The sequence below is a fragment of the Nonomuraea sp. NBC_00507 genome, from assembly GCF_036013525.1.
Classification (GTDB): Bacteria; Actinomycetota; Actinomycetes; order Streptosporangiales; family Streptosporangiaceae; genus Nonomuraea.
This window is the reverse complement of sequence record NZ_CP107853.1, coordinates 11,689,497-11,709,355: the sequence shown is the minus strand read 5'-3', so window position 1 is coordinate 11,709,355 and position 19,859 is coordinate 11,689,497. Positions and strand designations below refer to the sequence as shown.

The following is a 19,859-nucleotide window of genomic DNA, read 5'->3' as shown; positions in this document are numbered from 1 at the left end:
TGCCATACTCCTACTGCTCCACCCAGTCGAGGGTGCGGGCCACGGCCTTTTTCCAGTTGCGGTATTCCCGATCGCGGCCGGCCTCGTCGATCGCCGGTCGCCACTCGGCGGCCTTGTGCCAGTTGGCGCGCAGGCTGTCGATGTCCGGCCAGTAGCCGGTCGCGAGGCCCGCCGCGTAGGCGGCGCCCAGCGCGGTGGTCTCGGACACCATGGGCCGGATCACCGGCACCGCCAGCACGTCCGCGAGCGTCTGCATGAGCAGGTTGTTGGCGGTCATGCCGCCGTCGGCGCGCAGCGACGTCAGGTCCAGGCCCGAGTCGCCGTTCATCGCGTCCACGACCTCGCGGGTCTGCCACGCGGTGGCCTCCAGCACGGCCCGCGCGATGTGCCCCTTGGTGACGAACCCCGTCAGCCCCGCGATCACGCCGCGCGCGTCGGAGCGCCAGTGCGGCGCGAACAACCCCGAGAACGCCGGCACGAAATAGCAGCCACCGTTGTCGTCCACCGTCTTGGCCAGCGTCTCGATCTCGGCGGCGCTGGAGATCAGGCCGAGGTTGTCACGCAGCCACTGCACGAGGGAGCCGGTGACCGCGATCGCGCCCTCCAACGCGTAGGTGGCCGGGGTGTCGCCGATCTGGTAGCCGACCGTGGTCAGCAGGCCGTGCTTGGAGACGACCGGCTCGTGGCCGGTGTTCATCAGCAGGAAGCTGCCGGAGCCATAGGTGCTCTTGGTCTCGCCGGGCGCGAAGCAGGTCTGCCCGAACAACGCCGCCTGCTGGTCGCCGAGCGCCGAGGCCACCGGGAAGCCGCCCGGCGTGCGGCCGTAGACCTCGGCGGACGGGCGGATCTCCGGCAACATCGCGCGTGGCACCCCCAGCGCGGCCAGGAGCTCGTCGTCCCAGGCCAGCGTGTGGATGTTCATCAGCATCGTACGGCTGGCGTTGGTGACGTCGGTGAGGTGCCGGCCGGTGAGGTTCCACAGCAGCCAGCTGTCCATCGTGCCGAACAGCACCTCGCCGCGCTCGGCCCGCTCCCGCAGCCCTGGGTGCTCGTCGAGCAGCCAGCGGATCTTCGGACCGGAGAAGTAGGTCGCCAGCGGCAGCCCGGCCTTCTCCTTGAACAGCTGCTCGTGCGCGGCCAGCGCATGGGTCAGCGGCGCCGTGCGCGTGTCCTGCCAGACGATGGCCGGGCACACCGGCTGTCCCGTCGCCCGGTCCCACAACACGGTGGTCTCGCGCTGGTTGGTGATGCCGAGCGCGGCGATCTGGCCGTCCAGGCCGCCGACGGCCTCTTCCAGCACCCCTTGCACGGCCTGCCAGATCTCGGCCGCGTCGTGCTCGACCCAGCCGGGCTTGGGGAAGATCTGGCGGTGCTCGCGCTGGGCGACGGAGATGATGTTGCCGGCCTGGTCGAAGACGATGCAGCGGCTGGACGTGGTGCCCTGGTCGATGGCGGCGACGTAATGCGGTCGAGGCACTGGCGGTTCCTCGCAAGATCGGGTTCGACAATGTCGAACGACAGGAGAAATATTATTCGGTCGCCCGAGGGCGTTCAACTGTTTTGCTCAGCGGGTGAGATCGCGGGTGATCGCGCGGGCCGCGTCGCGGACGTATGAGACGTAGTCCATGTGCAAGCCCCCCTCCGGCGCCAGCCGCTCGACCGCGCCGCGGATGCCGATGGCGCCCACCACGATGCCGCGCGAGTCCTTGATGGGCGCGGCGATGGCCACCTCGCCCTCGGTCAGCTCCTCCATCTCGGCCGCCCAGCCGCGCGTCCTGATCAGCTCGAGCTCCGTCTCCAGGAGACCGGGGTCGACGATGGTCTTCTTGGTGTGCGGCTGCAGCGGCGCTGCGAAGGCCTCGCCGTACGGGTCGTAGGCGAGCAGGACCTTGCCCAGCGCGCTGGCGTGAGTCGGTAGATATGTGCCCACCTGCAGAGTCTGCATGCTGTCATCGGGCCGGAACACGTGATGGATCACCAGGACGTGGCCCTCATGCAGGGTGCCGATCCAGGCGCTCTCCCTGCTCCGCCCGGCCAGTGCGTCGGCCCAGTTGATGGCTCGGGTGCGCAGCTCGTTGACGTCGAGGTAGCTGCTGCCCAGATGGAGCAGCGTGGCCCCGAGGCGGTATTTCCCCGTGGTCTGGTCCTGCTCGACGAAGCCGACCCGGACCAGCGTGCGCAGGATGCCGTGCAGCGTGCCCTTCGGCAGGCCCAGCGCCCTGGCCAGCTCGGCCACCCCGAGCTGGCGGGGACCGGAGGCGAGCAGCCGCAGGATCGCGGCGGCCCGTTCGACCGACTGAATCGTCTCTCCCACAACCGGCAGACTAGCGCAGTGCGGTTCGGTATTGCCGAACGAGTCATTCGCCCTCATTTTTCCGGCCGCTCGGCCCTAGAATTGCGCCGGCGGCAAACGCTTCCTTCGAGCCACAGCGCGCAGACAGCCCCGCGAACGACGCGGCCGGCGGCGAAAGCTCAGGAACAGCCCACGCCGCCCACGCATTGCAACTAACGGGATAGCCGTCCCGTTAGTTGGGCATGCCGTCCAACGAGGAGACTTGATGGAACAACTTTCCCGCTCGGCGGGAACCGTGCGGCCAGGCGGCCGCACTGCGCGCGTGCGCGCTGCCGTGCTCGAGGCCACCCAGGACGAGCTGGTCGAGCACGGCTTCCACGGCCTCACCATGGATCAGGTGGCGGCCAGGGCGGGCGTCGGCAAGACGACGGTCTACCGGCGCTGGGGGAGCCCGGCGGGCCTGGTCACCGACCTCATGATCGAGCTGGCCGACCAGTCCACGCCGCACGCCGACACCGGCTCGGTCGAGACCGACCTGCGGGCCAACGCCCTCGCCGTGTGCGAGGCGGTCAACGACGGGCGGCTCGGGGCCACGTTCCAGGCGATGATCGCCGCTGCCACCAGCAACCCCCAGGCGGCCGGCGCCTTGCGGGCCTTCTACCTGCGCCGCATCGAAGAATGGGCCGGCGCCGTGGAGTTGGCGGTCCGGCGGGGCGAGCTCCCCAGGGGGACCGACGCCATGGAGGTGATCCGGGCGGTCTCGGCCCCGCTCTACTACCGCCTGGTCGTCACGCGGGAGCCGGTGACCCCGGAGGTCGCCGAACGGTCGGTCCAGCGGACGCTGGCCGCCGCCCGGGCCGGGGCGTTCATCGCATAGGGGCGGGACGAAACCATCGACGGCCGACGCCGCAACCTCAGGTGGCCAATTGACCGCGTACGGTAACATGAGCGCACTGGGGCAGCGCGAACCCCCTTCGACCCTTCATGATGGATGTATGGCGGAAGCGATCTACGTCGGCGGTTTGTTGGTGGCGACCCCGCTTCTCGACGACCCCAACTTTCGGCGTAGCGTCGTGCTGGTCCTCGAACACGACCATGACGGCGGGACTCTGGGTGTGGTGCTCAACAGACCGAGCGACATCTCGGTGACCCAGGTCCTCCCCGTGTGGGACCCGCTGGTCACCGGGCCGCCGGTGCTCTTCGAAGGCGGGCCCGTACAGACCGACAGCGCGTTGGCGCTGGCGGCGGTCCCGAGCGGGGAAGAGCCGCTCGGCTGGCGCAGGCTGCACGCGGGCACCCCGGCCGTGTCCCGGCTCGGCACGGTGGACCTGGACGCCCCGCCCGAGATCCTGCAGGGCGAGATCGCGCAGATGCGTATCTTCGCCGGCTACGCGGGCTGGTCCTCGGGTCAGCTGGAGAGCGAGATCGCCGAGGGTGCTTGGTACGTCGTCGACTCCGAGGCCGGCGACACCTTCCACGCCGATCCCGGCTCGCTCTGGCGGCACGTGCTGCGCAGGCAGCCCGGCGAGCTGGCCTTCGTGGCCACGTGCCCGGACGACCCCACGATGAACTAGCCGGGCCGCTGAAGGTCCCAGCCCGGCTGGAGCGAGCGCTCGGCCAGCTCGATCGTCTCGCCCATGCGGCCGGTGATCTCCGACAACGTCCCTACGCGGCGCGGGCACTCGAACCCCACGCGCAAGGTGGACATGGCGAACGCCACGATCAGGTGGGACAGCTGGTCGGTGTCGGGATCGGCGCCCCGGCGCGCCGCCACCAGCTCCGCCAGACGCCGCTCGGTCTGTGCGGCCCTGGCCACCGACTGGCCGATCAGACGCGGATTCTCGTCCAGGATCCGGCGTAGTTTCAGGAACCTCGCGGACTCGTCCGGCGTTGAGCCCTGCATGTCGCTCAGCACCGCGCGCAGCGCGTGCATGAGGGCGTTGAACGGGGGCTCGTCCTGAGGGCGGGACTCCAGGGTCTCCAGCATGATCTCCTCACCGTGGTCGTGGAACCACAGCACCAGGTGATCTTTGCTGGTGAAGTAACGGAAGAAGGTGCGGGGGGAGACGTCGACGACCCCCGCGATCTGCTCCACCGTGGTCGACTCGTATCCTTGTTCGAGGAATAGGTCGAGCGCGGCGTCCAAGATCGCCAGGCGTGTCTTCTCCTTCTTGCGTTCCCGAAGACCCACAGCAGTCACTCCTTCGAACCTTGCTGTCACAGTATGCCATAAGTCATCGGCCGCCGATTAAAAGTCATTTGTCATCTGTCATCGACTGACATAGATTACCCGAGGCTTACGAGATCTATGCCCTGATGTGGGCGTACGTGTACTGAGGGGGACTTCATGGCGAACGCGAAGGCGGTCGAGGCACCGCCATCGCCTGGCTCTGTGAAGACGGGGACAGGGGGCAACCCGTGGCTGGTGCTGCTGGCCGTCAGCCTGGGTGTCATCATGGTGATGCTCGACGGCACGGTCGTGGGCATCGCCAACCCGTCCATCCAGGCCGACCTCAAGGCCTCGCTGTCCGACCTGCAGTGGGTCACCAGCGGTTATCTGCTGGCCCTGGCGGTCTTCCTGATCACTGCGGGCAAGCTGGGCGACCTGTTCGGACACAAGCGGGTCTTCCTCATCGGCGTGGGGGGCTTCGCGCTCTCCTCGGTGGGCATCGGCTTCAGCGCCGAACTGGCCGACGTCATTCCCGGCGTCACGCCCGTCGGCGCGTTGATCGGCCTGCGGGTGCTGCAAGGCCTGTTCGGCGCACTGCTCCAGCCCGCCGCACTGGCGTTGCTGCGCACCGCGTTCCCCGGTGAGAAGCTGAACCAGGCGATGGGGGCCTGGGGCGCGATCATCGGCCTGTCCAGCGCCGCCGGGCCCATTGTGGGCGGCGTGCTGGTCGAGCAGGCGAGCTGGCAGACCGTCTTCTTCATCAACGCGCCCGTCGGCGTCGTCGCCCTGATCATGGGCATTCTCCTGATCAAGGACAACCGGGCTCAGACGCTGGCCAGGATCGACTGGCTGGGCGTGCTGCTGCTGTCCGGCGCGATGTTCTCGCTGGTCTGGACGATCATCAAGGCCCCCGAGTGGGGCTGGGGCGACAGCACGACCCTGACCTTCGTGGCCGTGTTCGCGGCGCTCATCGGGGCGTTCATCTTCTGGCAGAGCAAGGCCCGCCAGCCGCTGGTGCCGCTGTCGCTGTTCAGGAACGCCTCGATCTCCATCGGCACCGTGCTGATGATGATGGTCGCCTTCGCCATGTTCGGCGCGATGTTCTTCCTGGGCTTCTTCTTCCAGGGCGTGCACGGCCTGTCCCCGCTGGAGGCCGGCCTGCGCATGTTGCCGATGAGCGCCGGCATGATCTTCGCCTCGCCGCTGGCGGGTATGGCGCTCGGCAGGTTCGGGCCGAGGCTCACGATGGCGGCCGGTCTGCTGATCACCGCCTCCTCGATGTTCCTCATGTCCAGGCTCAGCATCGACGCGTCGTTCATCGAGAGCGGCATCCCGTTCCTGCTGCTGGCCTTCGGCATGTCTCCGGTGTTCGTGGGCGCCACGGAGATCATCGTCGGCAACGCTCCCGTGGAGCTGACCGGCGTGGCCGGCGGGGTGCAGCAGTCGGCCATGCAGGTCGGTGGCTCGCTCGGCACCGCGGTCCTGGGCGCCGTGATGGCCGCCCAGATCTCCGCCACGCTGCCCGGCCACCTCGGCCCTGCGGCCCAGGCGATCCCGGCCGCACAGCTGGCAGGGCTGGAGAAGGCGGCCGCGTTCGGGTCGGCGCCGCCCGGGCTGGGACAGCCCATCGTGGACGCCGTGCACAACTCGTTCATGGACGGTATGTCCGTGGCCTTCCTCGTCAGCACCGGCATCGCGGTGCTCACCGCCGCTCTGACCCTCTTCGTGAAGGCGGGCCGCAAGGCCGAGGGCCAGCCGGTCCACATGGGTTGATTACCGGTACGGCCTTCGCCACGCGGCGGGGGCCGTACTGCCATGTGGGGGGGGCGGTTGCGGCGGGGCATAAACTCGGTGAGGTGAGCACGAAGATCCTCCCAGAGCAGAAAACCACGCCGCAGACGTCGCACGGCGACGGTGATCATGAGCGGTTCGCGCACTACGCGGACAAGCACAAGATCACCGAGAGCATGGTGACGGGCACGCCCATCCGCGCCCTGTGCGGCAAGGTCTGGGTCCCCAGCCGTGACCCCAAGAAATATCCGGTATGCCCGGAGTGCAAGGAGATCTACGAAGGTCTGCCTGTGGGCGGCGGCGACCAGGGCGACAACAAACAGTGAGTGTTGCTGAGCGGTAATCCTCCCAGGTAGAGCTACGGTCTGTAGCCAGACCAGCTCATACCGTCATGGGGGTACCGCATGGCCCGGCGCGCGACCGCCGTCTCGTTGGCATGCCTGCTCACGGTGGGCATCGCGCCACCGCTTCAGCTCGGCACCGCCCGGGCCGCCGTCTGCGCCGGATCTCCTCGCCCGAGCACGCCGGGGCCGCGCTCGCCCCATCCCGGAGACGTGGCCAAGGTCCTGGCCGAGCTCGCCCGGCGGCTGGCCGGGGTTACACCGCCCACGACGATCACCGTGCCCACCCGCGTGCACGTCCTCACCCGCGGTGTACGCAAGGTCTCCGACCGGGCGATCAGGAGCCAGATCGCGGTGCTCAACTCCGCGTACGGCGGCGCCTTCGGCGGCGTGGACACCGGCGTGCGCTTCCGGCTCGACGGCATCTCCGTCAAGGCCAACCCCGCCTGGTTCGCCGATCCCGTGGGCCACGAGCAGGCGATGAAGAATGCGCTGCACCAGGGCTCGGCAGGCACGCTCAACCTCTATATCGCCCAGCTCAGTGAGCAGATGCTGGGCTTCGCCAGCTACCCCTACTGGTACGCCGACGCGCCCCGGCTCGACGGCGTCGTGATCGACTGGCGCGGACTGCCCGGCGGGACGATGACCAACTACAACCGGGGCTTCACCGGCGTCCACGAGATCGGGCACTGGCTCGGCCTGTTCCACACCTTCGAGAACGGCTGCCGGGAGCCCGGCGACGGCATCGACGACACCCCGGCGGAGGCCAAGCCGACCGAAGAATGCCCGGCGAACAAGGACACCTGCGCGCAGGCCGGGCTGGATCCCACGCGGAACTTCATGGACTACGCCCACGACCGGTGCATGGCGGAGTTCACGCGGGGGCAGGCGAACAGGATGCATCAGATGTGGGCGGCGTACCGTCACACCTCAGATCTTTAGATTGTGCGACAAATTACGATGTTGGGGTGACAGGACCGAAAGCACTCGACGCTCCCCACCAACCTCCCCGGATCCTCGGCCCGGCCTACCGCACCGCCACCCTCGGCATCCTGCTCGTCGTCACGCTCGTCGCCTTCGAGGGCATGTCGGTCGGGGTGGTCATGCCGGACGTGGCCCATGAGCTGGACGCGTTGGACCTTTACGGCCTGAGCTTCTCCGCCTTCCTGATCTCCAGCTTGTTCGCGAACGTGGTGGCCGGGCTCTGGGCGGACCGTCGCGGTTACCCGATGCCGTTCGTGGCGGGGTTGATGCTGTTCGTGGCCGGTATGGGGCTGGCGGGGGCCGCGCAGTCAGCGATGATGTTCCTGGCGGCGCGGGCCGTCCAGGGGCTGGGCGCGGGGGCCTCGATCGTGGCGCTGTTCGTGATGATCGCGCGGGTCTATCCGGCCGAGATGCGGCCCAAGGCGTTCGCCGCGGTCTCGGCCGCCTGGGTCGTGCCCTCCATGGTCGGCCCGGCCGTCGCGGGATCCGTGGCGGGGCAATGGGGCTGGCGGTATGTCTTCTACGGGATCATCCCGCTGATCGTGCCCGCGCTGCTGATGCTCGTTCCCGCGTTGCGCAGACCGGCCTCTTCCGACGACGCGCCCGGGGACGGTCCGCGTTCGCGGCCGCTGGCGATGACGCTGGCCGCGGCCGCGACGGCCGGCGGGGCGGCGGCGTTGCTGCACGGGGTGGACCGGCTCCACCTCGCTCCGGTGTCGGGCGCTCTTGAGACGCTGGCCGGGCTGGGGCTGCTGATCTACGGTCTCTACCGGCTGCTGCCGCCCGGCGCGCTGCGGTTCGCCCGAGGGCTGCCCATGACCGTGCTGATGCGCGGGTTCTTCTCCGCCGCCTTCTTCGGGGTGAACTCCTTCATCCCGCTGGCGCTGCAGGAAGTGAGAGGGTTCGACGCGAGGGAGGCGGGGATCGCGCTGACCACGGGGGCGCTCGGCTGGTCGGCGGGTTCCTACCTGCAGAGCCGGCGGGACGTGGCACCGCACCGGAGGATCAGGCTCGGGGCGATGGGCGTGACCGGAGGCATCCTGTTGTCCGTGCTGTCCGTCCTGCCGGGGATGACCGGGTGGGTCGCGGTGCCCGCGTGGATCGTGGCCGGGTTCGGGATGGGGCTCGGCATGGCCACGATCAGCGTCACGACGCTCAAGCAGTCGCCGGAGAACGAGCAGGGGGCGAACTCGGCGGCGCTGTCGGTGACGGACATGCTGGGGTCCGCGCTGGCGATCGGGGTCGGCGGGGCGCTGGTCAACCTCATCGGGCACACCTCCGCCGAGATCGCCACGGGGTTCGTCGTCATCTGCCTCTTCATGGCGGCCATCGGGCTGGCCGCCACGCTGCTTGCCGGGCGCATCCGCTGAATTCCGCATCTTCCGTCACATCGATCACGGTTCACCGGATCCTCGTGGCGAGGAGTGATAGGACAGCGGGACAAGGAGGTGTCATGGAGGGTGATCACCGTGTCTGGCCGCCTCAGCCGGGGGCCAGGCATCGCCGTACTCCTCCAGAGGACACGGAGCCCGAGTGGGGCGGGGCTCCGGCGCGCCGGAGCCCGCGCGACGAGGAGCCGCGTCCCCGGAAGCGGCACCCGCTCGACCTGGACGCGGGGGAGAGCGAGGACCTCGGCGAGCCGTGGAACCCCCGCATCCGCAGGGCCACCGAACGCGACCCCGGGTACGACTCCGGTCCGGACTGGCCCTCCGGTGGAAGCTCGGAGCCGCCCACGGGCAGCAGTTGGGGACGGGGCCTGGAACGTGACGATTGGGGGCGGGGCGCGGAAGGCGGAGGGCCGTTGTCCGCGCCGCCCTGGGACACGCTGCCGCCGTCCGCCCGGCTCTACGGCACCCCGGTGGACCCCGGGACGCGCCGGCGCGCCGGCACGCGCGTGTGGCGACGGTGGGCGGGCGCGCTCGCGGCGCTGTTAGCCGGGGCGGGGCTGGTGACGGGGGCGACCGCAGTGGTGTTGCGGATCACCGAGCCGCCGGCGGAGACGAGCACGCTGAGCGACACGCTGGCCGGGGTGACGGCGACGTTGCCGCAGGGGTGGAGCGTTGGCGCGGTGCCGCCGGTGACAGGGTTCACGTCGGTCGTCAGGGACGGGAACGGGGGCCTGGTCATGGCCAGGCCGGTGCCCGGACGCCTGGAGAACGCCGAGGAGGCCACGGCCCAGGCGGCGGAGCTGTACTCCAGACTCCTGCTCAAGGGCGACCGCGTGAACATCGTCGAGGACAAGGAGATCCCCGGGGGCCACACCCGGGCGCTACGGGCGGAATATCAGGATGTGGTCAACCGGCCCGCCTTCATGAGAGTGATGCTGGTCACTCGCGGCGACAAGGCCGTCCTGCTCGTCGGGCTGCTCCAACCCGAGGAAACCGCACGCAGACAGGCCCTCGACGCGGTCATGAACAGCCTTGGACAAGCCGCCTAGCACGTGAGGAAGACCTTGGCCAGAATCCTCGGCTCACGGCACGTCTTGTCGGTGGGCCCGATTAGTCTTGGGTCACTGTGAGAGAGCGAAGCACACGAACCCCAGAGGTGATGCGGTGAGCACCTTCGCCGCGTCCCACCTTTCGCCTTCCTATCCAGACCGCGCCGCATGGGGCACCGCCCAAAAGCTGCGTGCCTGGCAGCAAGAGGCGTTCGACCTCTACTTCAGGCGGGAGCCACGTGACTTCCTCACCGTGGCGACGCCGGGCGCGGGCAAGACGACCTACGCCCTGCGCATCGCCAGCGAGTTGCTCAGCCGCGGGGTGATCAGGGCGATCACCATCGTGACCCCGACCGAGCACCTCAAGCGCCAGTGGGCCGACGCCGCCGGGAAGGTCGGCATCGGCATCGATCCGGAGTTCAAGAACAGCCAGGGCACGACGTCACGCGACTACACCGGCGTCGCGGTGACGTACGCGCAGGTCGCCATGCACCCGGCCCTGCACAGGGCGCGCACCGAGGCGCGTAAGACGCTGATCATCTTCGACGAGATCCACCACGCGGGCGACGCCAAGTCGTGGGGCGACGGCGTGAAGGAGGCGTTCGAGCCCGCGACGCGCCGGCTCCAGCTCACGGGGACGCCGTTCAGGTCCGACGACAACCCCATCCCGTTCGTCGCCTACGAGGAGGACGGGGAAGGCCTCAAACGCAGCGTCGCCGACTACTCCTACGGCTACGGGCCCGCCCTCGACGACGGGGTCGTGCGGCCGGTCATCTTCCTGGCCTACTCCGGCGAGATGAAGTGGCGCACGCGCGCCGGTGACGAGCTCGCCGCGACCCTCGGCACGCCGCTCACCAAGGACCAGCTCTCGCAGGCGTGGCGGGCCGCGCTCGACCCCAAGGGCGACTGGATCCGCCAGGTCATGCAGGCCGCCGACCGCCGCCTCACCGAGGTGCGCAGGGGCGTGCCCGACGCGGGCGGCCTGGTCATCGCCACCGATCACGAGACCGCCCGCGCCTACGCCCGCCACCTGCGCAACATCACCGGCGAGGGCGCCACCGTGGTCCTCTCCGACGACCCCGGCGCGTCGAAGAAGATCAAGGAGTTCGGCGCGTCGCAGGACCGCTGGCTGGTCGCCGTGCGCATGGTGTCGGAAGGCGTCGACATCCCCCGCCTGTGCGTCGGCGTCTACGCCACCTCGACCTCGACCCCGCTCTTCTTCGCCCAGGCGGTGGGGCGTTTCGTGCGTGCCCGCAAGCGCGGCGAGATGGCCTCGGTCTTCCTCCCCTCGGTGCCCACGCTCATGGGGCTGGCCAACGAGATGGAGGTGGAGCGCGACCACGTGCTCAACAAGCGGCCTCCGGAGGACGGTCTCGACGACAGCCTCCTGGAGGATGCCAACCGCAAGAAGGACAACCCGGACGTCCTTGGCGACGAGCTGCCGTTCGAGACGATGGAGACGTCGGCCACGTTCGATCGGGTGTTGTTCGACGGCGGCGAGTTCGGCACGGGCGCGGAGGTCGGCTCCGCCGAGGAGGAGGACTTCATCGGCCTGCCCGGGCTGCTGGAGCCCGACCAGGTGGCGACCCTTCTGCGCAAACGGCAGTCGGACCAGCAGGCCGCCAAGCGCAAGCAGCAGCCGGAGGAGCAGCCGCGCGAGACCCTGGCGCCGCACGAGCAGATCGCCGAGCTGCGGCGGGAGCTCAACGGCCTGGTGGGCGCCTGGAACCATCGCACGGGGCAGCCGCATGGGGTCATCCATGCGGAGCTGCGACGCTCCTGCGGCGGCCCCCCGATCGCTCAGGCCACGGCCGAGCAGATCCAAGAGCGGATCGACATGATCCGCCGCTGGGCCACCCAGCGCCGTTAGCCGGTTCGCGCACTTGCGCCGATCGCCCTGCCCGCAGGGCGATCGGCCCGGCTTCCGGCGCGTCAGCGGAAGCGGTTGCGGCCGAGTTGCCTGACCATGATGCGGCACATCTCCGGCCGCCGTTCGTACGTGCCGTCCGGGTGATACACGACCTCCGTCGTGGCCACCTGCCCATGCGGCCATTCGACATACCCTCGGCGGTGATACAGCCGCCGCGCGGCGAGGTTGTCCAGCCGGACGCCGAGGGCGACCTGTTCGTGGCCGGTGGCGAAGAGCCGGTCCTCGGCCGCCCACAGCAGTTGCGTCCCGATGCCCTCGTTACGGCGCCCGGCGACGACCTCCAGGTGGGTGAGCAACGCGACACCCGGTAAGTGGGCGCGTAACTCCGGCTCCTCGGCGGGGGCCAGCCACACGTAGACGTCGCCCACCGCAAGGTTCCGCTCCCAGGCGACGAGGAGGAACCCGTGCCCGGCCTCTTGCCTGGCCAGCCGGTCGCTGAAATACGTCTTCTGCCCGAGCGACCGGACTATCCTGCGGAGATCGGTATGGTCGGCTTTGCGTATATCTGGTGCCCCCACGGACGGACAGATTCCCTGTTGACACTCTGGTGAATCAACAGCGCCTAGGCCATGGATGTCCACCAGCGCAATTGCGGCTCACTGTCTTTCACGAGCCATTTCATCGCGTCAGCGGTCGAGTCCAGCTGCGGGGTCCCGGCGAAGTGCTCGGCCCATCGGCGGCGGTCTTCCCTCCAGGCTTCGATATAAGAGACGCAGAGCACCTCATCGATGCGGTGATGGCGGCCGAGCGCGGCTTCGAGCGACGCCTCCATGGCCTGGCGGTTCTTCAGCGAGCCCGCCGGGAGCCGCCTGACTCGGCGCAGCACGTCGCTGATGAACGCCTTGCGCTGGGCGAGGAAGCCGGTCCAGTACGCCGGGTCGGTCGCGCCCGCCCAACCCGTCTTCTTCTCTCCGTCCAGCAGCCAGTAGACGCCCTCCGCCAGCACGTCGCCGAGCTCTTGGTCCCGTGCGCGAATGGGACGGTCAAAAGGGTCGTACTCGCGCTGCGTCACCTGCCCGGTCACCGCCAGCCGACGTAGCGAGGTCTCACCCAGGAGATAGAACCAGTCCTCGTTGTAAATGTTGGGGAAGAACGACGGATTGCGCGTCGTCTCGACGGCGAGGGCACCGCCGCCCACGAACGAGTCCTGATCTCCTCCGGCCAGCCGGTGAGCGTGGCACACCACTGAATTATCCGGGTAGCCACCGATATGCATGCCCACCGCGTCGTATTTGTCGAGCAGACCCGCCGCGCGCGCGACCTCCTCATGACTGCCTACCTCGATGTCGTCATCCAGGAAGACGATGCGTTCCCAGCTCATCAGCCGGGCCAGCAGAAGCCCGATGTTGCGCTTCGCGCTCAGGTCGGTCGCCCGGACGAACGGCGTGTTCTTCAGCAGCGTCGTCGTCCGGAAGTCCGGCAGGTTGAGCGAGGCCGGACTGCCGATGTCGATCGCGATGAACTGCACGTCACTCGGCATCAACAAGGCCGCGAGCTCCGGCTTGCTCCATTTGCGGCGGCTGTGCAGCGTCACCAGGGGACAGCCGAGCGTGCTCGCCAGCCGAATGACGTGTTTCAGCCACGTCGGATGCCGGATCGTGGGGACGACGATGGCATCGACGGTTCCCGGCTTCGCGCCGGCGAGACCCTCGCCGTACACGTCCACCAGATGTCTGTGGGAGCCGTGGTGATGCTGCGTCCTGACCGTTGCTATTTCAGTCTCCATGGGTGGGCTCCGGCCATTCGTGTAACCGGAACGCGTCGATGGTCCAGTCAGGCGTGATCACGGCCCTGCCCTGAACCCCGACCCGCATCAGAATGCTGTACGACTCCGCGTCGCCGAAACGCGACTCCAGATAGCCGGCGTTCCTGTCGTGGAATCGAGCGTCGGTCAGCGCCCGGACCGCCCCGTACACGCCTCTGGCGTATATCCCGTTGCATATGGTCAAAGTGCGTTCGACGTTGAAGGGGTTAACGCCGCGGTAGAAGAAGGCGACGTCCTCCTGTAGTCGCAGGCTATCGCCAGAACCCACCGTGACCGGATAATACCGCTGCGTGTCCCCGTCCCTCTCGACTTCGAAATAGGGTCCCTTCTCGCCCGCCCAGTCGGGGATCTGCCGCACCGGGAGCTCGATGCGCGTGAGCGTGTACTCGGTGACCGCGTTGTAGTCCACGCCGCCCAGGAGCACGACATGGGTGGTCAGGTCGTCGGATTGGAGATCGGCCATGGTGCGCACGACCCCCCGGCTGTGCGGGTTGACGCTGCGCACGTGACCCCACAACTCGAATAACGAGTCCAGATCCGAGTATCGGTAGAGCGCGACGTAATCGGCGTTGTCGGGGTCCGCCTTGGGGATCCTGGCGCGGTCCTCTTCGGGGATCTGTGAGCAGATGATCGTGATCGGCTCGCCTCTGGGGAAGTGCCACGGGCCCCGGCGGCGGGCGCCCTCGGCCAGGTCCGGCTCGAAGACCTCGCCGGCGCTCTGCTGCCGCAGCGCCCGCTGGCGGAGCTTGGTCAGCTCGGCGAGCAACTTCTTGTGCTCCTCGCGTTCGTCCGGGGTCAGCTCGGATTCGTCGAACAGGCGGGCCCTGCCGTTGTCGACGGATCGTTTGGTCGCGAAGAACCTGGCGTACTTCTCCAGCCGATGCAACGGCGGGATCTTGATCACCGAGCTCGACTCCCAGGAGGAGATCAGCGGCACACTGATCTTGAACGCCTCGCGCAGCTGGGCCTGCGTGACATGCACATCAGGCCAGTGGCTTTCGCGGAGCTCACGCAGACGGTGCGCAAGCGCCGTCCCCGCGACGTCGTCACCGCTCATGTCGGCCTCATTCGTGTGAACTTCACAAAATTCTAGTAAACGCCCATTCGGCTGCCCGAGTCGATGGAGAATTCGCAGCTAGGCCGTAACGGAACGGTCTACTAGCGAGAATCGGGCGCACAAGAGCCCTTAGTCTAGCCACGCATCTCTGGTAGCAGTGTGCGAATGGCCTGGGTTCAGCGAGGGAATCATAAAGAGAGACAAACTTCAGTTAAGGATGCTGAAGTCTTCTGAACGCAGGCAAGGTTCCTGTCACAGCGCATCGCACCAGGGAAACCTTTATGACAGATCTAGCTCTGTACCTCTCAGTGGCAATGCCCCCTCCGACCGACACCAAGACCTGGTCGCTCCTCATCCTGGCGACCATGATCACCCTGGCGGTGGCCGCGATCCGCTGGATGGCCCGGCGGACGCGCATCATCATGGTGGTCAGCGGCACGAGCGTCCTGGTAGTGATCCTCACCGTCCTGGTTCTCGCGTACCTGACCCTCGCGGTCTGAGTACGCCCTCCCGCGCGGCGCTTCGCCCCCCGGCGCTGCGCGCGTCCGGCCTGGCCGCTTCCGCCGCGGCCTATGCATTTGGACACAGAGCAGTGGCCTTCTGTTAGAAGCTTGGTGGAAGCGGCAACAACCTCTCTTGGCTCGTCTTGAGATGTGCAAAGGACTTCGCCAATGTCATCTGAGGCCAACCGGAAGCCGACGCTCAGTGTGACTTCAGGCCTCTCAAGAAACGCCATCATCATGAGGCTCGAGGGCGAGCTCGACGTCAACGCGGTGCCCGTGCTGCGCGAGCACCTGCAACGCATCTGGGAGCTGCCCCCGCAGCCCTTCCTGATCCTGGACCTCGGCGGGGTGGCGTTCTGCGACTCCATGGGGATGAGCGAGCTCGTCAGCGTCATGCAGCGCTGTGAGGCCCGGGGGACCAGGCTGCTGCTCGGCGGGGTTCATGGGGTCATGGCCAGGGTGCTGTCGATCACCGGGCTGCGGCACGCGTTCGAGGTCTTCGCGAAGTTCGACGACGCCCTGCGGCTGGCCGTGGCCGCGCCCTGAACCCCTAGAGACCGAGAGGCTTGCGGGCCAGGAGCATGGCCTGCGGCGTCAACTCGTAGGCGGTGCCCGGCCGGGGCTCGCGGAGCAGACGGGCATCCACGTCGAAGCCCGCCGCGCAGAGCAGCTCGGCGATCTGGTCCGGCTGCCGGCGGTGGAAGTCCAGCGAGATCGGGTGGCCGAACCCGTCCGTACGGTGCACCGGCTCGTCCCCGACCTGGAACGCCACCAGCATGTGACCCCCTGGAGCCAGCACCCGGTGGAACTCGGCGAACACCTCGGGCACGCGCTCCAGCGGAACGTGAATGATCGAGTAGTAGGCCACCAGACCGCCCAGCTTCCCGTCGGGCAGATCCAGGGCGAGCATCGAGCCCTCCTCGAACCGCAGGCTGGGATATGTGCGCCCGGCCAGTGCCACCATCTCCGGCGACAGGTCCACACCGAAGACGTCCAGCCCCAGCTCGTGCAGGTGCGCCGTGACCCACCCCGGACCGGAGCCGACGTCCGCCACGGGCCCGGAGTCCCGTACGAGCTCGGCGAACGCGGCGAACATCGCCCGGTCCAGCGGCATGCCCGCCAGCGAGTCACGGAAGAAGTCGGCGTAGTCGACGGCCATGGCGTCATAGGACGCCCGGGTGGCGCGCAGGAAGTCCGGTTCGGTCACGGCGGACCACCCTAGCCGAATCGATCAGCCCCAATCGATCAGCTTTGGATGAAGGCCAGCAGGTCGGCGTTGAAGGCGTCGTTGAACGAGCCCGTCAGGCCGTGCGGAGCCCCTTCGTACACCTGCAGCGTGGCGTCCTTGACCAGCTCGGCCGATTTGATGGCGGCGTTCGCGATGGGCACGATCTGGTCGTCGTCGCCGTGCGCGATCAGCGTCGGCACGTCGATGCGCCGCAGGTCCTCGGTGAAGTCCGTCTCCGAGAACTGCTTGACGCAGTCGTAGGCGCCCTTCAGCCCGCACTGCATGCTCATCAGCCAGAACGCCTCCCGCGTGCCCTGCGAGACGGTCGAGCCGGGCCGGTTGGCGCCGTAGAAGGGGGCGCTGAGGTCCTTGTAGAACTGCGAGCGGTCGGCCAGCACGCCCGCGCGGATGTCGTCGAAGACCTCGATGGGCACGCCTCCCGGATTGGCGTCCGTCTTGAGCATCAGTGGCGGCACGGCGCCCAGGAGCACGGCCTTGGAGACGCGGGTGCTGCCGTGGCGGCCGAGGAAGCGCGCCACCTCGCCGCCGCCCGTCGAGTGGCCGACCAGGATCGCGCCGCGCAGGTCCAGCGTCTCCAGGAGGCTGAACAGGTCGTCGGCGTAGGTGTCCATGTCGTTGCCGCTCCACGCCTGTGTGGAGCGTCCGTGGCCGCGGCGGTCATGGGCGATGGCGCGGTAGCCGTTCTCGGCCACCAGACGCAACTGGCTGTCCCAGGCGTCGGCGTTGAGCGGCCAGCCGTGGCTGAAGACGACCGGCTGGCCGGAGCCCCAGTCCTTGTAGAAGATCTCGGTGCGGTCGGCCGCGGTGATGTACGGCATGGCAGTGCTCCATCCAGATGGCTATGTCATCGGTGCCGGGATCCGGCGGCCGCTGCGGCCATCAACCGGGATATGGCCTGATTTTTCAGGCAACGGGACTGTTACGCGGGCCGTGTCGCCTTTGACGCGTACGGGAAGGGCGGTCCGGCGATCGCCCGGACCCGGGGCGGTACGCACCCAGACCAGCAGCCGCCTCCCCTTGGTGCGGACGGTGACCTCGACCGTCTCACATTCGCGGCGGACGGCGGGCCAGGCCAGCACGAGCGCCCTGCCGACCCTGGCGGATCGCGGGGCAGGGGTGCGTTCGTCGCAGACAGGTGCCGGTGACACGTCGTGGGACACCACGGAGTGCTCAGGGATGGAATCCTGAGCGAGCTGGCTCATCACGATCGTGCTGCCTTCCAGCAGCGCCAGCATGACGATCGCGCGCATGCGCTCGGCGGCGCTGCCCTTGATGAGGAGCCACAGGCTGAGCGGGCCGAGGAGCAGCCAGGCCGCTCCTAAGGAGAGGGCCAGCATGAAGAACCTCCCACGACGAGGAAGACGAGTCACGCTCCGTGTTGGCACGACTGCGGAGAGCGTCCGTCCCTCTTGATATCACATCACCTCAGCGTTGCGCAGCGTGATGGACGGTGGGGGTCAGCCCACGGCAGGCGCTCCCCGCAAGGTGGCGCCCGCATTCTTCAGCTCCTCCATCGCCGCCTCCGTCGTGGCGCGCGAGACACCGGCCGTGAGGTCAAGCAGGACGCGCACCGCAAGGCCGTGCTTGACCGCGTCCAGGGCCGTGGCGCGCACGCAGTGGTCGGTGGCGATGCCCACGACGTCCACCTCGCGCACCCCGCGCTCCCTGAGCCAGTCCACGAGCGACACCCCGTCGCCGGACGCGCCCTCGAACCCGCTGTACGCCGCCGCGTTGGTCCCCTTGCTGAAGACCTCCTCCACCGCCGACACGTCGAACGACGGATGGAAGTCCGCCCCCGGCGTGCCGGCCACACAGTGGGCCGGCCAGCTCGAGAGGTAGTCGGGCGACTCCGAGAAGTGGTCGCCGGGGGAGACGTGGTAGTCGCGGGTGGCGACCACATGGTCGTAGCCGTGGTCGGCCACGTGGCGGGTGATCGCCGCCGCCACCGCGGACCCGCCGGCCACGGGAAGGCTGCCACCCTCGCAGAAGTCGTTCTGCACATCGACGATGATCAATGCGGTGCCCATAGTGGCACGATACGTCAGGCGAACTCCGTGGGGACCGCCGCGTACCCCCGGCCCAGGTGGAGGGCCTCCAGCGGGAGTGTGGCGACGGCCTGCGCGTGGCGTTCGCGGGCGGCGGACAGGGGCTCCGCGCCGACGACCTCGCCCTCGCGCACCAGCTCGTGCAGCAGGGGAATGCCGCCCTCGGGGACCACGCCCCCAGTGGTGATCAGCTCGGTCTCGGCATGGCCGGAGGAGTCCAGCACCCGGTACGCCTCCTTGCGCCCGCCCCGCGACGGCTTGCCCACCGAGCGCTTGGCCACAGGCTCCAGCTTGCCCGCGGCCGTCTCCCGCGCCACCAGCTTGTACACCAGTGCCGCCGTGGGCACCCCCGACCCGGTCACCAGCGAGGTGCCCACCCCGTACCCGTCCACCGGGGCGGCGGCGAGCGCGGCGATGGCGTATTCGTCCAGGTCCGAGGTGACCAGGATGCGGGTGTTGAAGGCGCCGAGCGCGTCGAGTTGCTCGCGCACCTCCTGCGCCGCGGCGGCCAGGTCGCCGGAGTCGATGCGGACCGCGCCGAGCTTGGGCCCGGCCAGCTCCACCGCCGTGCGGACCGCCTCCGGCACGTCGTAGGTGTCCACCAGCAGGGTCGTCTCCGGCCCGAGTGAGGCGATCTGGGCTTCGAACGCCGCCCGCTCGGAGTCGTGCAGCAGCGTGAAGGCGTGCGCCGCCGTGCCGGCCGTGGGGATGCCGTACTTCTGCCCGGCCATCAGGTTGGAGGTCGAGGCGAACCCGGCGATGTACGCGGCCCGGGCGGCGGCCACCGCCGCGCTCTCGTGCGTCCGCCGCGAGCCCATCTCGATGATCGGGCGCTTGCCCGCGGCGTTGGTCATGCGGGAGGCGGCGGAGGCGATCGCGCAGTCGTGATTGAGGATCGACAGGATCAGCGTCTCCAGCACCACGGCCTCGGCGAAGGTGCCCTCCACGACCATGATGGGAGAGGCGGGGAAATAGAGGTCACCCTCGCGGTAGCCGTAGATGTTGCCCGAAAACCGGTAATCGGCCAGAAACGCCAGAGTGGCGTCGTCCACGACCTGGCGCGCCTGCAGATAGGTGAGTTCATTGTCACCAAAACGGAAGTGTTCGAGCTCGTCCAGGACACGTCCCGTCCCAGCGACAACCCCGTAGCGCCGCCCGCCCGGCAGGTGTCGGGCGAACACCTCGAAGACCGCGCGTCTGTGGGCCGCCCCGCTTCGCAGCGCGGCCTGCAGCATCGTCAGCTCATAGTGATCTGTGAGCAACGCAGTGCTCATGGTCATTGTCACGACTCGAA

21 protein-coding genes are annotated in these 19,859 nt (G+C 68.6%); 10 read left to right on the top strand and 11 right to left on the bottom strand.

Annotated features, from left to right (window positions below):
• Window positions 1–10 precede the first annotated feature (10 nt).
• Together glpK and OHA25_RS55720 are read right to left on the bottom strand one after the other, a co-directional pair.
• Window positions 11–1,477: a glycerol kinase GlpK gene (gene glpK, locus OHA25_RS55725; RefSeq protein ID WP_305918344.1), complete on the bottom strand. Its 1,467-nt coding sequence runs from the start codon at window positions 1,475–1,477 to the stop codon at window positions 11–13.
• Window positions 1,478–1,564: 87 nt separating this feature from the next.
• Window positions 1,565–2,323 (bottom strand): IclR family transcriptional regulator, encoded by a 759-nt coding sequence (locus OHA25_RS55720; RefSeq protein ID WP_442942251.1) that lies wholly within the window; start codon window positions 2,321–2,323, stop codon window positions 1,565–1,567.
• A gap of 235 nt (window positions 2,324–2,558) precedes the next feature.
• Here OHA25_RS55720 and OHA25_RS55715 point away from each other — a divergent pair, with 235 nt between their 5' ends.
• Window positions 2,559–3,170 carry a TetR/AcrR family transcriptional regulator gene (locus OHA25_RS55715; protein ID WP_327584894.1) on the top strand — a complete coding sequence of 204 codons (612 nt, stop codon included), beginning with the start codon at window positions 2,559–2,561 and terminating at the stop codon, window positions 3,168–3,170.
• 118 nt (window positions 3,171–3,288) lie between these two features.
• Window positions 3,289–3,867, top strand: a complete 579-nt coding sequence (locus tag OHA25_RS55710; protein WP_327584893.1) for a YqgE/AlgH family protein — start codon at window positions 3,289–3,291, stop codon at window positions 3,865–3,867.
• Here OHA25_RS55710 and OHA25_RS55705 read toward each other — a convergent pair.
• On the bottom strand, window positions 3,864–4,484 hold the full coding sequence (locus tag OHA25_RS55705) for a TetR/AcrR family transcriptional regulator (RefSeq protein ID WP_327584892.1): 621 nt from the start codon (window positions 4,482–4,484) through the stop codon (window positions 3,864–3,866). The genes OHA25_RS55710 and OHA25_RS55705 overlap by 4 nt on opposite strands.
• A gap of 201 nt (window positions 4,485–4,685) precedes the next feature.
• Here OHA25_RS55705 and OHA25_RS55700 point away from each other — a divergent pair, with 201 nt between their 5' ends.
• From OHA25_RS55700 to OHA25_RS55675, 6 genes are all read left to right on the top strand, one after another.
• Entirely contained in the window at window positions 4,686–6,236 is a 1,551-nt protein-coding gene (locus OHA25_RS55700) for an MFS transporter (RefSeq protein WP_327584891.1), read from the top strand.
• Window positions 6,237–6,319: 83 nt separating this feature from the next.
• The gene (locus OHA25_RS55695; protein ID WP_327584890.1) at window positions 6,320–6,580 is read left to right on the top strand and encodes a DUF3039 domain-containing protein; all 261 of its coding nucleotides are present in this window, start codon (window positions 6,320–6,322) and stop codon (window positions 6,578–6,580) included.
• Between the two features lie 78 nt (window positions 6,581–6,658).
• Window positions 6,659–7,537 (top strand): zinc metalloprotease, encoded by an 879-nt coding sequence (locus OHA25_RS55690; protein WP_327584889.1) that lies wholly within the window; start codon window positions 6,659–6,661, stop codon window positions 7,535–7,537.
• A 26-nt stretch (window positions 7,538–7,563) separates the two neighbouring features.
• Window positions 7,564–8,949 carry an MFS transporter gene (locus tag OHA25_RS55685; protein ID WP_327584888.1) on the top strand — a complete coding sequence of 462 codons (1,386 nt, stop codon included), beginning with the start codon at window positions 7,564–7,566 and terminating at the stop codon, window positions 8,947–8,949.
• 83 nt (window positions 8,950–9,032) lie between these two features.
• Entirely contained in the window at window positions 9,033–10,016 is a 984-nt protein-coding gene (locus OHA25_RS55680; RefSeq protein WP_327584887.1) for a hypothetical protein, read from the top strand.
• 115 nt (window positions 10,017–10,131) lie between these two features.
• Window positions 10,132–11,886 carry a DEAD/DEAH box helicase gene (locus OHA25_RS55675; protein WP_327584886.1) on the top strand — a complete coding sequence of 585 codons (1,755 nt, stop codon included), beginning with the start codon at window positions 10,132–10,134 and terminating at the stop codon, window positions 11,884–11,886.
• Between the two features lie 62 nt (window positions 11,887–11,948).
• Here OHA25_RS55675 and OHA25_RS55670 read toward each other — a convergent pair whose 3' ends face one another.
• Genes OHA25_RS55670 through OHA25_RS55660 form a run of 3 tightly spaced genes read right to left on the bottom strand, consistent with a single transcriptional unit; the run spans window position 11,949 to window position 14,768 of the window.
• Window positions 11,949–12,464: a GNAT family N-acetyltransferase gene (locus OHA25_RS55670; RefSeq protein ID WP_327584885.1), complete on the bottom strand. Its 516-nt coding sequence runs from the start codon at window positions 12,462–12,464 to the stop codon at window positions 11,949–11,951.
• Between the two features lie 44 nt (window positions 12,465–12,508).
• Entirely contained in the window at window positions 12,509–13,612 is a 1,104-nt protein-coding gene (locus OHA25_RS55665; RefSeq protein ID WP_327584884.1) for a hypothetical protein, read from the bottom strand.
• A gap of 49 nt (window positions 13,613–13,661) precedes the next feature.
• Complete coding sequence (locus OHA25_RS55660) at window positions 13,662–14,768, bottom strand: helix-turn-helix domain-containing protein (RefSeq protein ID WP_327584883.1); 1,107 nt, start codon at window positions 14,766–14,768, stop codon at window positions 13,662–13,664.
• 281 nt (window positions 14,769–15,049) lie between these two features.
• On the opposite strand from OHA25_RS55660, the gene OHA25_RS55655 reads away from it, so the two are divergent.
• Both OHA25_RS55655 and OHA25_RS55650 read left to right on the top strand, forming a co-directional pair.
• Window positions 15,050–15,268 carry a hypothetical protein gene (locus tag OHA25_RS55655; RefSeq protein ID WP_327584882.1) on the top strand — a complete coding sequence of 73 codons (219 nt, stop codon included), beginning with the start codon at window positions 15,050–15,052 and terminating at the stop codon, window positions 15,266–15,268.
• Window positions 15,269–15,439: 171 nt separating this feature from the next.
• The gene (locus OHA25_RS55650) at window positions 15,440–15,817 is read left to right on the top strand and encodes an STAS domain-containing protein (RefSeq protein WP_327584881.1); all 378 of its coding nucleotides are present in this window, start codon (window positions 15,440–15,442) and stop codon (window positions 15,815–15,817) included.
• A gap of 4 nt (window positions 15,818–15,821) precedes the next feature.
• Here the strand turns inward: OHA25_RS55650 and OHA25_RS55645 are convergent, their stop codons facing one another.
• The 5 genes from OHA25_RS55645 to OHA25_RS55625 all read right to left on the bottom strand — a co-directional run bounded on the left by OHA25_RS55645 (window position 15,822) and on the right by OHA25_RS55625 (window position 19,845).
• On the bottom strand, window positions 15,822–16,478 hold the full coding sequence (locus tag OHA25_RS55645) for a class I SAM-dependent methyltransferase (RefSeq protein WP_327584880.1): 657 nt from the start codon (window positions 16,476–16,478) through the stop codon (window positions 15,822–15,824).
• Between the two features lie 38 nt (window positions 16,479–16,516).
• Entirely contained in the window at window positions 16,517–17,338 is an 822-nt protein-coding gene (locus OHA25_RS55640) for an alpha/beta fold hydrolase (RefSeq protein WP_327584879.1), read from the bottom strand.
• A 21-nt stretch (window positions 17,339–17,359) separates the two neighbouring features.
• Window positions 17,360–17,857 carry a hypothetical protein gene (locus OHA25_RS55635; RefSeq protein ID WP_327584878.1) on the bottom strand — a complete coding sequence of 166 codons (498 nt, stop codon included), beginning with the start codon at window positions 17,855–17,857 and terminating at the stop codon, window positions 17,360–17,362.
• A gap of 120 nt (window positions 17,858–17,977) precedes the next feature.
• Window positions 17,978–18,547: an isochorismatase family protein gene (locus tag OHA25_RS55630; RefSeq protein ID WP_327584877.1), complete on the bottom strand. Its 570-nt coding sequence runs from the start codon at window positions 18,545–18,547 to the stop codon at window positions 17,978–17,980.
• Window positions 18,548–18,561: 14 nt separating this feature from the next.
• Window positions 18,562–19,845 carry a nicotinate phosphoribosyltransferase gene (locus OHA25_RS55625; RefSeq protein WP_327584876.1) on the bottom strand — a complete coding sequence of 428 codons (1,284 nt, stop codon included), beginning with the start codon at window positions 19,843–19,845 and terminating at the stop codon, window positions 18,562–18,564.
• Between the last annotated feature and the right edge of the window lie 14 nt (window positions 19,846–19,859).